This window comes from Stenotrophomonas sp. YJH_SMC_12-1 (assembly GCF_059370935.1).
Genome location: NZ_JCAFUD010000001.1, coordinates 262,988 through 276,315 on the forward strand (window position 1 = coordinate 262,988; position 13,328 = coordinate 276,315).

13 protein-coding genes are annotated in these 13,328 nt (G+C 67.9%); 7 read left to right on the plus strand and 6 right to left on the minus strand.

Annotated elements, in window-relative coordinates:
• Window positions 1–90 precede the first annotated feature (90 nt).
• Genes cysS through AC5P8Y_RS01245 form a run of 3 tightly spaced genes read left to right on the plus strand, consistent with a single transcriptional unit; the run spans window position 91 to window position 3,218 of the window.
• Entirely contained in the window at window positions 91–1,467 is a 1,377-nt protein-coding gene (gene cysS, locus AC5P8Y_RS01235; protein WP_005410371.1) for a cysteine--tRNA ligase, read from the plus strand.
• Between the two features lie 54 nt (window positions 1,468–1,521).
• Window positions 1,522–1,974 carry a SufE family protein gene (locus AC5P8Y_RS01240; RefSeq protein WP_005410372.1) on the plus strand — a complete coding sequence of 151 codons (453 nt, stop codon included), beginning with the start codon at window positions 1,522–1,524 and terminating at the stop codon, window positions 1,972–1,974.
• Window positions 1,971–3,218, plus strand: coding sequence for an MFS transporter (locus AC5P8Y_RS01245; protein WP_049404644.1), 1,248 nt, complete (start codon window positions 1,971–1,973; stop codon window positions 3,216–3,218). The genes AC5P8Y_RS01240 and AC5P8Y_RS01245 overlap by 4 nt, the downstream gene beginning before the upstream one ends.
• A 652-nt stretch (window positions 3,219–3,870) precedes the next feature.
• Here AC5P8Y_RS01245 and dksA read toward each other — a convergent pair.
• Complete coding sequence (gene dksA / locus AC5P8Y_RS01250) at window positions 3,871–5,100, minus strand: RNA polymerase-binding protein DksA (protein ID WP_005414015.1); 1,230 nt, start codon at window positions 5,098–5,100, stop codon at window positions 3,871–3,873.
• A gap of 272 nt (window positions 5,101–5,372) precedes the next feature.
• Here dksA and yidD point away from each other — a divergent pair, with 272 nt between their 5' ends.
• The 3 genes from yidD to AC5P8Y_RS01265 are packed head-to-tail and all read left to right on the plus strand — an operon-like array spanning window position 5,373 to window position 7,823.
• Window positions 5,373–5,627 (plus strand): membrane protein insertion efficiency factor YidD, encoded by a 255-nt coding sequence (yidD, locus tag AC5P8Y_RS01255; protein ID WP_080240779.1) that lies wholly within the window; start codon window positions 5,373–5,375, stop codon window positions 5,625–5,627.
• Window position 5,628: 1 nt separating this feature from the next.
• On the plus strand, window positions 5,629–6,975 hold the full coding sequence (locus AC5P8Y_RS01260; RefSeq protein WP_012480835.1) for a dihydroorotase: 1,347 nt from the start codon (window positions 5,629–5,631) through the stop codon (window positions 6,973–6,975).
• Window positions 6,975–7,823, plus strand: coding sequence for a M23 family metallopeptidase (locus AC5P8Y_RS01265; protein WP_049404643.1), 849 nt, complete (start codon window positions 6,975–6,977; stop codon window positions 7,821–7,823). The genes AC5P8Y_RS01260 and AC5P8Y_RS01265 overlap by 1 nt, the downstream gene beginning before the upstream one ends.
• Before the next feature lie 105 nt (window positions 7,824–7,928).
• Here the strand turns inward: AC5P8Y_RS01265 and AC5P8Y_RS01270 are convergent, their stop codons facing one another.
• From AC5P8Y_RS01270 to efp, 5 genes are all read right to left on the minus strand, one after another.
• Window positions 7,929–8,633: a squalene/phytoene synthase family protein gene (locus tag AC5P8Y_RS01270; protein WP_033834682.1), complete on the minus strand. Its 705-nt coding sequence runs from the start codon at window positions 8,631–8,633 to the stop codon at window positions 7,929–7,931.
• A gap of 11 nt (window positions 8,634–8,644) precedes the next feature.
• Window positions 8,645–9,340 (minus strand): phosphoglycolate phosphatase, encoded by a 696-nt coding sequence (locus AC5P8Y_RS01275; protein WP_111187916.1) that lies wholly within the window; start codon window positions 9,338–9,340, stop codon window positions 8,645–8,647.
• Entirely contained in the window at window positions 9,337–10,053 is a 717-nt protein-coding gene (gene ubiG, locus AC5P8Y_RS01280) for a bifunctional 2-polyprenyl-6-hydroxyphenol methylase/3-demethylubiquinol 3-O-methyltransferase UbiG (protein ID WP_049430186.1), read from the minus strand. The genes AC5P8Y_RS01275 and ubiG overlap by 4 nt, the downstream gene beginning before the upstream one ends.
• A 25-nt stretch (window positions 10,054–10,078) precedes the next feature.
• A complete protein-coding gene (locus tag AC5P8Y_RS01285) occupies window positions 10,079–11,422 on the minus strand; it encodes a TRZ/ATZ family hydrolase (protein ID WP_005410380.1) in 1,344 nt (447 codons plus the stop codon).
• A gap of 201 nt (window positions 11,423–11,623) precedes the next feature.
• On the minus strand, window positions 11,624–12,190 hold the full coding sequence (gene efp / locus AC5P8Y_RS01290) for an elongation factor P (protein WP_005410381.1): 567 nt from the start codon (window positions 12,188–12,190) through the stop codon (window positions 11,624–11,626).
• Between the two features lie 120 nt (window positions 12,191–12,310).
• Between efp and epmB the strand changes: the two genes are divergently transcribed.
• Window positions 12,311–13,327, plus strand: coding sequence for an EF-P beta-lysylation protein EpmB (gene epmB, locus AC5P8Y_RS01295; RefSeq protein WP_164227249.1), 1,017 nt, complete (start codon window positions 12,311–12,313; stop codon window positions 13,325–13,327).
• Window position 13,328 lies beyond the last annotated feature (1 nt).

Here is a 13,328-nt window from a genome sequence, read left to right on the forward strand (position 1 = left end):
GGGGGAGCCGGCGTCCACCGGTGGCAATCGGCGCCCCAAAGCGGGCCGACACGTTCTAAAATCACGGGCTTGTCCCCCAGCCACAGCCCCATGACCCTGCGCCTGCACAACAACCTGACTCGCCAGCTCGAACCGTTCACCCCGCTCGATCCGGCCTGTCCGACCCTGTATGTGTGCGGCCCCACGGTCTACAACTACGTGCACATCGGCAACGCCCGTGGCCCGGTGGTGTTCGGGGTGCTGGCCGATCTGCTGCGGCGGCGTTTCGGTGGCCTGCGCTACGCGCGCAACATCACCGACGTGGACGACAAGATCAACACCGCTGCACGCGAGCAGGGGGTGCCGATCAGCACCATCACCGACAGGTTCGCCGCCGCCTACCGTGAAGACATGGCCGCGCTGGGCGTGGTGCCGCCGGACATCGAGCCGGAAGTGACTGCGCACATGCCGCAGATCATCACCATGATCGAGCAGCTGATCGCCAATGGTCATGCCTATGCCGCCGAAGGCCACGTGCTGTTCGCGGTGGCCAGCTTCGACGGCTACGGCAAGCTCTCGCGACGCGATCCGGAAGAGATGCTGGCCGGCGCCCGCGTCGATGTCGCCCCCTACAAGCGTGATCCGGGCGATTTCGTGCTGTGGAAGCCGTCCAGCGACGACCTGCCCGGCTGGGAATCGCCCTGGGGCCGCGGCCGCCCCGGCTGGCACATCGAATGCTCGGCGATGGCGGCCGCCCATCTGGGCGAGACCATCGACATCCATGCCGGCGGTGTCGACCTGCAGTTCCCGCACCACGAGAACGAGATCGCGCAGAGCGAATGCGCGCATGGCGGCAGGATCTTTGCCCGCTACTGGCTGCACAACGGCATGCTCAACTTCGGCGGCGCCAAGATGAGCAAGTCGCTGGGCAACATCGAGCGCGTACACGACCTGGTGCGCCAGCATCCGCCGGAAGCGCTGCGTCTGGCCCTGCTGTCGGCCCATTACCGGCAGCCGCTGGACTGGTCCGATGGCCTGATCGAGCAGTCGGTGCGCACCCTGGACCGCCTGTACGGCACGCTGCGCGAGCTGGCGTCGATCGAAGCCAGCGCGGTGATCCCGGCCAGCGTCGAGGCGACCCTGGATGACGACCTGAACACCCCGCAGGCGCTGGCCGAAGTGGCCCGCATCGCCGCCGATGCACGCCGCGCCACCGACCCGGCCGAACAGGCACGGCTGAAGGGCGAGCTGCTCGGCGCCGGCCTGGCGCTGGGCCTGCTGCAGGCCGATCCGGCGCAGTGGTTCGGTACCGCTGCGGGCGATGACGGCGACGATGCCCGCATCCAGGGCCTGATCGACGAGCGTGCTGCGGCCAAGAAGGCGCGTGATTTCGCCCGTTCCGATGCCATCCGCGACCAGCTGGCCGCCGAAGGCATCGTGCTGGAAGACACCCCGCAGGGCGTGCGCTGGTCGCGCAAGCGCGGCTGACCTGCCCTGCCCCGTGGCCGGCCCGCCGGCCACGCCCCCACTGTAGAGACTGTTGTGACCGACTCCCCGTTCCCGCTTGAACCTACCGCCGCCGAGGCCCAGACCGCCATCGCCGAGGAATTCGGCTTCTTCGGCGACTGGTCCGAGCGCTACCAGTACCTGATCGACCTCGGCCGCAAGCTGCCCGCCTTCCCGGACGAATGGAAGACCGAAGAGCACCGCCTGCTCGGCTGCCAGTCGATGGTCTGGATCGTGCCGGAAGGCAACGCGCAGTCGCTGCGCTTCCATGCCATCAGTGATTCGGCCATCGTTTCCGGCCTGATCTTCCTGGCCCTGCGCGTGTACTCCGGGCGCTCGGCACAGGAAATCCTGGACACCGAGCCCAGCTACATCCAGGACATCGGCCTGGCCCGTCACCTCTCCCCCACCCGCAGCAACGGCGTGGCGGCGATGCTGGCCTTCATCCGCGAGACCGCGCAGGCCCAGCTGCAGCGCGACCCGTCGTGAGCGAGCCTGCCACAGCCGAAGACACCGCGCTGGGCCTGCTGTCCCGGCCCGGTTTCGCCAAGCTGCTGGCCTACCGCATCTTCGCGATGCTGTCTTACCAGGTGGTGGCGGTCACCGTCGGCTGGCACATCTACGAAGTCACCCGCAATCCGTTCTCGCTGGGCCTGGTCGGCCTGGCCGAGGTGCTGCCGTTCTTCTGCGTGGCGCCGTTCGCCGGCTATCTGGTCGACCACCTGCCGCGCCGTCGGCTGGGCATGGTCGCCTGTTCCGGGCTGATCGCCACGGCGCTGGTGCTGACCAGCGTTGCGACGGGTTGGCTGCCGTTCGAGGGCGTGTGGCCGATCTATGCGGCCATCGCCCTGACCGGCATGGTCCGCGCCTTCCTGTCGCCAATCTACAACGCACTGTTCGCCCGCGTGCTGGCCCGTGACCAGTTCGCGCGTGGCGCTGGCCTCGGCGCCGTGGTATTCCAGGCCGGCATGGTGGCCGGCCCGGCGCTGGGCGGCGTGCTGGTCGGCTTCGGCGGCAAGGGCCTGTCCTACGCGGTGGCTACGGCCTTTGCGCTGGTGGCGATGGCCTGCCTGGCCACGCTGAAAGTGGAGGAGCCGGTGCACACCGGTCCGGCCGCGCCGATCTTCAAGAGCATCGCCGAAGGCGCGCGATTCGTGGTCGGCAACCGGATCATGGTCGGCGCGATGGCGCTGGACATGTTCTCGGTGCTGCTGGGCGGCGTGGTGGCGATGCTGCCGGCCTTCCTGCACGAAATCCTGCACCACGGTCCGGAGGGCCTCGGCATCCTGCGCGCGATGCCGGCGCTCGGTTCGGTGTTCGTGGGCCTGTGGCTGGCCCGCCACCCGCTGCACCGCAATGCCGGCCGCGTGTTGCTGTTCGCGGTGGCGGGGTTCGGCCTGTGCGTGATCGGCTTCGGCCTGTCGCAGCACTTCTGGCTGTCGGCGCTGATCCTGCTGTTCTATGGGGCCTTCGATGGCGTCTCGGTGGTGATCCGCTCGACCATCCTGCAGTTGGCCACGCCGGAAGAAATGCGCGGACGGGTGTCGTCGATCAACGGCATCTTCATCAGTTCGTCCAACGAGCTGGGCGCGTTCTATGCCGGCACGATGGCCCGTCTGCTGGGGCTGGTGCCTGCAGTGGTGCTGGGTGGGTTTGCGGTGCTGAGCGTGGCCGGGATCACCGCGTGGAAGAACCCGACGCTGCGGAAACTGAATTTGCGTGATCTGCAGTAGCGTCGGCTCGTCGTTTCCGCGACAGCCGCTTTACGTGCGCCGACGCATTGGTAGCGCCGGGCCATGCCCGGCGGCCCTTTTCCGCGACCGCGGCGGGGTGTTACTTTCTTTTCGCGAAAAGAAAGTAACCAAAGAAACGCTCCGCCATCCGCGAGCCGGCGCTGCGCGCCGGTGCCCCGTGCTCCTCGGTGAATCAGGGGACGGCGCCGAACTCGCTGCGCTCAAACAGCGGCGCCTCTTCGCCCCTGATTCCCCTGCGGTGCTCGGCTCGCTACAAGGCGGACTCAACAGCCGCGAGCGCACGCATGACCGCTCTTGGTAGAGTCAAGCCATGCTTGGCTGCTTTTGCTTTCTGCTTTTGCTTTTCCTCTTCCTTGCCCTCCAGCTTCGGCCTGAGCCGAACGTGGGCTCGGCCCTACATCGGCCGCGCACGCAGGAAACCGTTGAGAGCCTGCGGGTGGGTCCGGGCAGGACCGTCCGCGGCATGGATGCCGCGGCCGAGCTTACAGGGATGTACTTGCAGCGTGTCCTGCCCGGACCCACCCGCAGGCTCCCTCTGATACGCGGAAGGCGCCGTTCTACCCAGTCAACCACCCCAACAAAAAACCCGGCCGAAGCCGGGTTTTCTGCATGACCATACAACGAGCGGGAATCAGTCGCCCTGCTGCTTCTGCAGGTGCTCCCAACGCTCCTGGGCGTCGATGGTGCGTTCGGCGGTGAGGCGCGCTTCCAGGCGTTCCAGGCCGATTTCCTCGCCGGTGTCGACGCAGTAACCGTAGTCGCCCGCTTCCAGGCGCTTCAGGGTGCTGTCGATCTTGCCGATCAGCTTGCGATAGCGGTCGCGGGTACGCAGTTCCAGCGAGTTCTCGGTCTCGCGGGTCGCACGCTCGGCTTCGTCGCCGATGTCACGCACTTCCTCGCGCAGGTTCTCGATGGTCTGCTTGGACTCTTCCACCAGGTCCGCGCGCCAGTTCTGCAGGCGCTGGCGGAAGTATTCCTGCTGCAGCGGGCTCATGTATTCCTCTTCCGAGGACGGCTTGTAGCCAGCCGGCAGGATCGGGCGGCCGGTGGCCTCGTCGGTCTTGTACTCGACCACCTTGTACTTGCTGCGCGGGGCCGGTGCCGCCGAGCGGGCGGCGACGGCCACGGCAACCTTGCCGACAGGGCGCGACACGGTCTTCGGGGCGGAATCGGATTTCACGGCGGTTTTGGCAGGCGATTTCGAAACGGGCACGGGATTCTTGGATTGCGGGGCCTTCGAGGCGGCAGGAGCGGCGGCCGGGGCCGGCTTGGAGGCCGGTTGGGCTGCTGCCACTGCCACGGTCTTGGCCGGGACAGGCTTGGCCGGAGCCGGCTTGGCAGCAGGCTTCGGTGCGGACTTCACTACTGGGGCCGGGGTCGGCTTTACGGCCGGCGCGGCAACATTCTTGGCAACCTTCTTTACAGCGGCAGGTGTGGCGACCGGCTTGGCCGCAGCGACCTTCTTTGCTGCGGGCTTGGCAACCGGCTTGACCGCAGCCTTCTTCACCACCGCCTTCGGCGCCGGCTTGGTTGCTGCCTTCTTCGCCACTGGCTTGGCGGCAGCCTTCTTCACCGGCGCAGCCTTGCTGGCGGCCTTCTTCACCACCGGCGCCTTCTTGCTGGCAGCGGCAGGCTTGGCCTTGGCGGGCGCAGCAGCCTTCTTCGCCACCGGCTTGGTTGCCTTGACCGGCGTTTTCTTTGCGGTGGCCTTCCTGGCCGCCGGTTGCGAGGACGCTGCCTTGGTCGCCGGCTTGCTGGCCGGTTTCCTGGCAACGGGCTTTGCCGCCAACTTCTTCACAACAGGCTTGGCGGTTTTCTTGGCGGCCGTTGCGGCCTTCTTTGCAGTTTTTTTAGCAGCCACGAAACGCTCTTCCTTGGATTCCCCGGGGCCCGGGAAAGCGGGCCTTTATAGCCTACCCGACCCGCAGCAGCAACCTCGGCACCCTGCTCCATTCAGTCCTGGAGTCAAGGCGCCCTTGGAGGCAGTCCGACGAACACGGACCGCCTTGCGCGGTACGGAACCTGGCCAGCACCCGCAGGTGCTGGTACCGGTCGCAGGCCATCGGCGACATGCGACCAACGGCCCATCCTGCACAAATGCGGCCTTCATGCCAACTGGCATAAGATGACTGGGTGATCTCGCGCCTGCTCATTGCCCTGCTGCGCTTCTACAAGCGCTTCATCAGCCCCTTGCTGGGGCCACGCTGCCGTTTCGTGCCGAGCTGTTCTGAATACGCGATGCAAGCCATCTCGCGGCACGGCCCGCTGCGCGGCAGCTGGCTGGCAGCACGCCGGCTCGGTCGCTGCCACCCGTTCCATCCCGGCGGCTTCGACCCCGTGCCCGAGTCTCCCAACGCCCCCTCTTGCCGTTGCACAGGAAAACACTGACATGTCCTCCACCCTCATCACCAACGCCCGGATGGTCAACGAAGGCCGCACCTTCGACGGCGACCTGCGCATCGAGAACGGCCGCATCGCGCAGATCGGCAGCGGGCTGGCGCCGCGCGACGGCGAGCAGGTGGTGGATGCGGCCGGACGCTGGCTGCTGCCCGGCATGATCGATGACCAGGTGCACTTCCGCGAACCGGGCCTGACCCACAAGGGCGACATCGCCAGCGAATCGGCCGCGGCCGTGGCCGGTGGCCTGACCAGCTTCATGGACATGCCCAACACCAACCCGCCGACGCTGGATTCGACCATCCTCGAAGCCAAGTACGAGCTCGCGCGCGGCCGCGCTTGGGCCAACTATGGCTTCTACCACGGCGCCAGCAATGACAACCTCGACGCGATCCGTGCGCTGGACCCGAAGAAGGCCCCGGGCGTGAAGGTGTTCATGGGTGCTTCGACCGGCAACATGCTGGTGGACAACCCGGAAACGCTGGATGCGATCTTCCGCGAATGCCCGACCCCGATCATCACGCACTGCGAAGACACGCCGATGATCGATGCCAACCTGAAGGCCTTCCAGGAAAAGTACGGCGATGCGCTGACCCCTGACATGCATCCGGACATCCGTTCGCGCGAGGCCTGCATCAAGTCGACCCGCCTGGCGATGTCGCTGGCGCGCAAGCACGGCACCCGCCTGCATGTGCTGCACATCTCCACCGCCGATGAGCTGGCGCTGTTCGAGAAGGGCCCGCTGATCCGCGCCGACGGCAGCCGCAAGCAGATCACTGCCGAGACCTGCGTGCACTTCCTGCACTTCGCGCGCCCGGATTACGCGACCAAGGGCAACCTGATCAAGTGCAACCCGGCGATCAAGGAAGTGTCCGACCGCGAGGCGATCACCGCTGCGCTGGCCGACGACGTGCTGGACGTGCTGGCCACCGACCACGCGCCGCACACCTGGGAAGAGAAGCAGAAGCCGTACGCGCAGGCACCGTCGGGCCTGCCGCTGGTGCAGTACGCGCTGGTGGCCGCGCTGGAGCGCGTGCACGAAGGCAAGCTGACCCGCGAGCAGGTGGTGCAGAAATTCGCACACGCGCCGGCACAGTTGTTCGACGTGGAAGAGCGCGGCTTCCTGCGCGAAGGCTACTTCGCCGATCTGGTGCTGGTGGAAGACGTGCCGTTCACCGTCAAGCGCGAGGACGTGCTGTCCAAGTGCGGCTGGTCGCCGTTCGAAGGCACGACCTTCCGTTCGCGCGTGGCCTCCACCTGGGTCAATGGTCAGCTGGTGTGGGACGGCAGCAAACTGGTGGGCGAGCCCGCCGGCCAGCGCATGACCTACGACCGCTGATGCGCGCGGCTCTATTTACCGGGGCGCTGCTGCTGGCGGCGCCCATGCTCAGCGTACCGTCGGCTCACGCGCAGGATGCCATCGGCAGCCTGATCGACAGCCGCGTGGTGTTCCCGGCCAGCGCGTCGCAGGGCGCACTGGTGATCGGCAAGGTACCCGCCGGCAGCCGCGTGCAGTACGCCGGCCGCCAACTGCGGGTGAGCGGCTATGGCAGCGTGGTGTTCGGCATCGGCCGCGACGAGAAGGGTCCGCTGCGCGTGCAGGTGCAACGCCCTGATGGTGGCAGCGAGACCGCGACCATTGCGGTGACCCCGCGCGACTGGCCCACCGAGCGGGTCAACGGCGTGCCGCCGAAGACGGTGAACCCGCCGCCGGCGATTGCCGAGCGGATCAAGCGCGAACAGGCGCAGGTGACCGCGGCACGTGCCCGCGATGACGACCGCACCGACTTCACCCAGACCTTCATCTGGCCGGTGCAGGGCCGTATCAGTGGCCGCTTCGGCAATGCGCGCGTCTACAACGGGCAGCCCGGTGCCGGTCATTCCGGCATGGACATCGCGGTACCGACCGGCACGCCGGTGAAGGCACCGGCCGCCGGCATCGTCACATTCGCCGGGCCGGACCTGTACCTGACCGGCGGTACGCTGCTGCTCGACCACGGTTTCGGGGTCAGCTCCAACTTCCTGCACCTGTCGCGCATCGACGTAAAAGTTGGCGACCGTGTGGAACAAGGCCAGGTGATCGCCGCGGTCGGCGCCACCGGCCGCGCCACCGGCCCGCACCTGCACTGGGGCATGAACTGGTTCGATACCCGTATCGATCCGCTACTGGTACTGGAACGCAAGTAACGCGCGCAATGCGCTTTGGTGGGTGCCAACCTTGGTCGGCACAACCTCACAGAGCGTGCGGACCAAGGTCCGCACCCACCAGAAGCAGTCAACAGCGCCGATCGATCAACCGCGCGCGGCCCACCACACGCGCAACAAGGTGCGCACCGGGGTCGCTTCAATCGGCTTGCCTGCGGCCTGCGCGGCAACGCGGGCGCGCGCCAGGCTGGACCACACACGGCGCGGGCGCGGGCCGGGCACGCGGCTGCCCCAACCCTTCAACAGATGCTGCGCCCAGCGCTGTGCAGCCGTGCTGGCATCACCGTCCAGCAGGCTGCGCGGTACACCGGCCACGCCGGCATCCTGCAGGCGCTGGGCCAGGGTCTGCAGCTGCACCGCACGGCCGGCACCGGTGCGCGGCTTGTCCGCGAACAAGGCCGCCTCGACCGCGGCCACGGCTTCAGCGTAGTTGGCCAGCGCACGCTCGGCACTGGCGGCGTCCAGCGCGACGGTGCGTGCTTCAACCAGATCCGGCAGCGCCTCGGCCAACTGCACCCACGGCGCACGCACCGGCTCCAGCAGACGGCCCAGTGGATGGCGCGAACGATGCCCGGCCCAGCTGCGCAGCTCCTCGCCCCACCATGCCAGCTTGGCATCGGCCGGCAGCGGATCGCCGCCGGTATTGAGCATGTCGTCGAACTCCTGCAGCAGCGCAAACCACGCCACGGCAAGCTCGCGTTGCGATTCGGCCACGAACGGGGCGGCCACCGACCATTCCGGCCAACGGCTGCGCCACTTGTCGAGGAAACTGTCCAGCGCGGTACTGCTCACTACGTGATTCCTTACGGCTGGGCCGGGGCTGCCGGCCGGGTCGGCCAGAGACTGGCCAGTTGCAGAAGTTCGGCGTTCTCGACCAGCACGTCGGCCTGCCAGGCCAGCGGGTCGTTGCTGTGCAGGCGGTAGCCCCACAGCGCCGCCACCGACGGCATGGCGGCAGCGCGTGCGGCGATGATGTCGCGCTCGTCGTCACCCACGTACACGCAGTCTTCGGCGGCAATGCCAATGGCCTGCGCAGCGTGCAGCAGCGGCAGCGGGTGCGGCTTGCGTTCGGCCAGGCTGTCACCGCCGACCAGCACCGCGCAGCGCTGCTGCCAGCCGTGCTGCGGCAGGATCAGGCGCGCCAGGTACTCGGGTTTGTTGGTGACGATGCCCCACACCGTACCGGCCTCATCCAGCGCGGCGAGCATGCCGGCCACGCCGTCGAACAGCACTGCGTGCTGGCCGATCAACGCTTCATAGCGCTGCAGGAATTCCGGGATCAGTGCATCGCGCGCAGCGGCATCCAGGTCCGGGAACGCGGCCGAGACCATCGCCCGCGAGCCCTTCGACACCACCGGGCGCAGTGCGGCCGGATCGATGGGTGCACGACCACGTTCGGCCAGCATCGCGTTGCAGGTGGCGACGAAGTCCGGCGCGCTGTCCAGCAACGTGCCGTCCAGGTCGAACAGCACCGCACGCGGGAAGCGGGCGGAGGTCATGCCGGCTTGACCGCGTAGGCCAGGTAGTTGATGTCGGTGCGGCTGCTCAGGCGGGCGTGGTTGCGCCACGGCTCGTAGGCCATGCCGCTGACGTCCACCAGCTGCATGTCGGCCTCGCGCAACCAGCGCGCCAGCTCGGCCGGCTTGATGAATTCCTGGTAGTGGTGCGTGCCCTTGGGCAGCAGCCGCGCCACGTACTCGGCACCGACAATCGCCACCGCGAACGCGGCAGCGGTGCGGTTGATGGTCGACAGGAACAGATGGCCGCCGGGCTTCAGCAGGCGCTTGCAGGCCTCGATGATCGCGCCCGGGTCTGGCACGTGCTCCAGCATTTCCATGCAGGTCACCACATCGAAGCTGCCCGGCTGCTCGGCGGCCAGGTCCTCGGCGGCCTGCACCCGGTAATCGACATTGGCGCCGCTTTCCAGCGCATGCAGGCGCGCGACCTTGACCAGCTCCGGGGCCAGGTCGATGGCGGTGACGTCGGCGCCGGCCTGGGCCAGCGCTTCGCTCAACAGGCCGCCACCGCAACCGATGTCGAGTACGCGTGCGCCGCGCAGTGGCACGCGGTCGGCCACGTATTTCAGGCGCACCGGGTTCAGCGCATGCAGCGGCTTCTGCGGGCCGTCAGCGTCCCACCAGCGGTTGGCCAGCGCGGCGAACTTGTCCAGCTCGGCCTGATCGAAATTGGAGGAAGCGTGGGGGGCAGTCATGAGGGAGTCCTTGCGGCGCCGGGGTTCAGGCGCGGATATGACGGATGCGCTCGCGCCACTGGCGCGCGTTGGCGATGATGCCCGGCAGGTCCATGCCGACCAGCTCGCGCTGCACCAGCTTCGGCTTGCCGGCGATCCAGACGTCGCTGACCTGCTGGCGGCCGGTGGCGTACACCAGCTGCGACAGCACGTTGTGCAGCGGCTGGGTTTCCAGTGCGGACAGGTCGACGCAGACCAGGTCGGCCTGCTTGCCAACTTCGATCGAACCGATGCGCTCGCCGAAGCCCAGCGCGCGGGCACCGCCAAGGGTGGACGCGCGCAGCGTGGTCGCCGCGTCCAGCGCGGTGGCGTCATCGGCCACGGCCTTGGCCAGGATCGCCGCGGTGCGGTTCTCGCTGAACATGTCCAGGTCGTTGTTGCTGGCGCAGCCGTCGGTGCCGATCGCCAGGTTCACGCCGGCGCGCTGCAGGGCGCAGGCCGGGCAGAAACCGGAGGCGAGCTTCAGGTTCGATTCCGGGCAATGCACCACGCTGACGCCACGCTCGGCGCACAGGTGGATTTCCGCATCGGTCAGCTGGGTCATGTGCACCGCGATCAGGCGGTCGTTGACCAGGCCGAGGCGATCCAGCCGCGCCAGCGGGCGCTGGCCGTGCAGCTTGATCGAATCGTTGATCTCCTGCGCGGTCTCGTGGGTGTGCAGGTGCACCTGCATGTCGAGCTGGTCGGACAGCATCCGCACCCGCTCGAAGTTGGCATCGTTGACCGTATACGGCGCATGCGGCGCGAACGCGGTGCCGATCAGCGGATCGGTGCGCCACTGGTCATGCAGTTCACCGGCCTTGGCGAAGTACTCGTCGTCGGTCTTGGCCCAGGCGGTGGGGAAATCGATGATGACCGCGCCGACCAGCGCGCGGAAACCATGCTTCTTGTAGACGGCGGCCTGCACATCGCCGAAGAAGTAGTTCTCGTTGGCGCAGGTGGTGCCGCCGCGCAGCATCTCGGCGATGGCCAGGGTGGTGCCGTCGGCGACGAATTCGGGGCCGATCACCGCCGCTTCCACCGGCCAGATGTGCTGCTGCAGCCAGGTCATCAACGGCAGGTCGTCGGCGACGCCGCGCAGCAGGGTCATCGGGTTGTGCGTGTGCGCGTTGACCAGGCCCGGCATCAGCGCGGCCTCGGGGCGGCTGACCACCTGGGTGGCACGGAACCGTGCGCGCGCCTCGGCACGCGGCAGGATGGCCACGATCTCGCTGCCACGCACGGCAACGGCATGGTCTTCCAGCACCACCGCATGCGGCTCGATCGGAACGACGTAACCGGCTTCGATGAGCAGGTCGCAGGCTTCGGGGAGGTGCGGGCTATCGCTCATGCGGGCTCACTGGCTGGGGGGCGGCGAGATACTTCTGGGGGACACGCCCCTGAGTCAGGGGCTGCCGCGAAGCGGCGGGGTCTGGAAACCCGTGAAGCGGGGGCCCATGATCTGCCGAAGCAGATCATGGGAGCGCCAGCGCGAATGCGATGGCGCGTATCCGGCCAGCGGCCGGCACTACCGTAATCCGGCTGCGCCGGATTACTTGACGCGTGCGGAGTATTCGCCCGAACGGGTGTCGACGCGGATCACTTCGTCCTGGTTCACGAACAGCGGCACGCGGACCACGGCGCCGGTTTCCAGGGTGGCCGGCTTGCCGCCGCCGCCCGAGGTGTCGCCACGGACGCCCGGATCGGTTTCGGTGATCTTCAGCTCGACGAAGTTCGGCGGCTGCACGAAGATCGGCTCACCGTTCCACAGGGTGACCACGCAGGACTCCTCGCCCTTCAGCCACTTCTCGGCGCCGCCCATGCCGGCCTTGGTGGCCTGGACCTGCTCGAAGGATTCCGGGTCCATGAAGTGCCAGTACTCGCCGTCGCTGTACATGAAGTTCATGTCGGTATCGACGACGTCGGCTGCATCCAGCGAGTCGGTCGACTTCATGGTCACTTCCTGGGTACGGCCGTCCTTGATCAGGCGGTACTTCACGCGGGTGAAGGCCTGGCCCTTGCCCGGCTTGACGTATTCGGTGTCGATGATGACGGCCGGTTGGTTGTTGACCAGGATCTTCATCCCGTTCTTGACGTCGTTCATGCCGTAGCTGGCCATGCGTAAACTCCTGAGTGGCAAAAACGCCGCGGGTGCGGCGAGCCGTTAGAATGGAAAGCCCACCGGGTGCCGGTGGGCGACTGTTTTTCTGCCCCCATGATAACCGCAGGCCCCCTCTCCATGCAGCTTTCCGCCTTCCCCCGGCCCCAGTCGCCAGGCGCGCCCGCGCGCTGGCAGCAGCTCTGGCGCCAGGCACTGCGCGACCCGCAGGCGCTGCTGGCCCGGCTGCAGCTGGATCCGGCGGCACTGGGCGTCTCTGAAGCGGCCATGGCCCAGTTCGCGCTGCGCGTGCCGGAGGGGTTCGTGGCCCGCATGCGCAAGGGCGATCCGGCCGATCCGCTGCTGCGGCAGGTGCTGCCGATCGACGAGGAAATGCGCCCGGCGCCCGGGTTCAGCTTCGATGCGGTGGGTGATGGTGCGGCCAAGAAGGCCACCGGCGTCATCCAGAAGTACCGTGGCCGCGCCCTGCTGGTCGCCACCGGCAGCTGCGCGATCAACTGTCGCTACTGCTTCCGCCGCCACTTCGACTATGGCGCGGAGAACGCCGCCAAGGGTGGCTGGCAGGAGGCCGTAGCCGCCATCGCCGCCGACCCGGACATCGACGAGGTGATCCTGTCCGGCGGTGACCCGCTGTCGCTGGCCACGCACAAGCTGGTCGAGCTGACCGACGCCCTGCGCGCGATCCCGCATATCCGCCGCCTGCGCATCCACAGCCGCCTGCCGATCGTGCTGCCCGAGCGCGTGGACGATGAACTGGTCTCCTGGCTGGGCAGCCTGCCGTGGCCGCTGGCGGTCGTGGTCCACGCCAACCATGCCAATGAATTCGATGCCAGCGTGGACACGGCGATGGCCCGCCTGCGCGGCATCGGCGCCCAGCTGTTGAACCAGGCGGTGCTGCTGCGCGGGGTCAACGACAGCGTGCAGGCCCTGCAGGACCTGAGCGAGCGCAGCTTCGCCGCCGGCGTGCTGCCCTACTACCTGCACCAGCTGGACCGGGTCGAGGGCGTGGCCCACTTCGAAGTGGACGACACCCAGGCCAAGGCATTGATTGCCGGGTTGACCGCGCGCCTGTCCGGCTATCTGGTCCCGAAGCTGGTGCGCGAACTGCCCGGCGACCCGAGCAAGCGCCCGGTGTAAT

Bases quoted from the DNA above. Each gene is read 5' to 3' on its own strand.
- cysS (WP_005410371.1), top strand. From the start codon at position 91: ATGACCCTGCGCCTGCACAACAACCTGACTCGCCAGCTCGAACCGTTC.
- AC5P8Y_RS01260 (WP_012480835.1), top strand. From the start codon at position 5,629: ATGTCCTCCACCCTCATCACCAACGCCCGGATGGTCAACGAAGGCCGC.
- AC5P8Y_RS01265 (WP_049404643.1), top strand. From the start codon at position 6,975: ATGCGCGCGGCTCTATTTACCGGGGCGCTGCTGCTGGCGGCGCCCATG.
- AC5P8Y_RS01275 (WP_111187916.1), bottom strand. From the start codon at position 9,340: ATGACCTCCGCCCGCTTCCCGCGTGCGGTGCTGTTCGACCTGGACGGC.
- ubiG (WP_049430186.1), bottom strand. From the start codon at position 10,053: ATGACTGCCCCCCACGCTTCCTCCAATTTCGATCAGGCCGAGCTGGAC.
- AC5P8Y_RS01285 (WP_005410380.1), bottom strand. From the start codon at position 11,422: ATGAGCGATAGCCCGCACCTCCCCGAAGCCTGCGACCTGCTCATCGAA.
- efp (WP_005410381.1), bottom strand. From the start codon at position 12,190: ATGGCCAGCTACGGCATGAACGACGTCAAGAACGGGATGAAGATCCTG.
- epmB (WP_164227249.1), top strand. From the start codon at position 12,311: ATGCAGCTTTCCGCCTTCCCCCGGCCCCAGTCGCCAGGCGCGCCCGCG.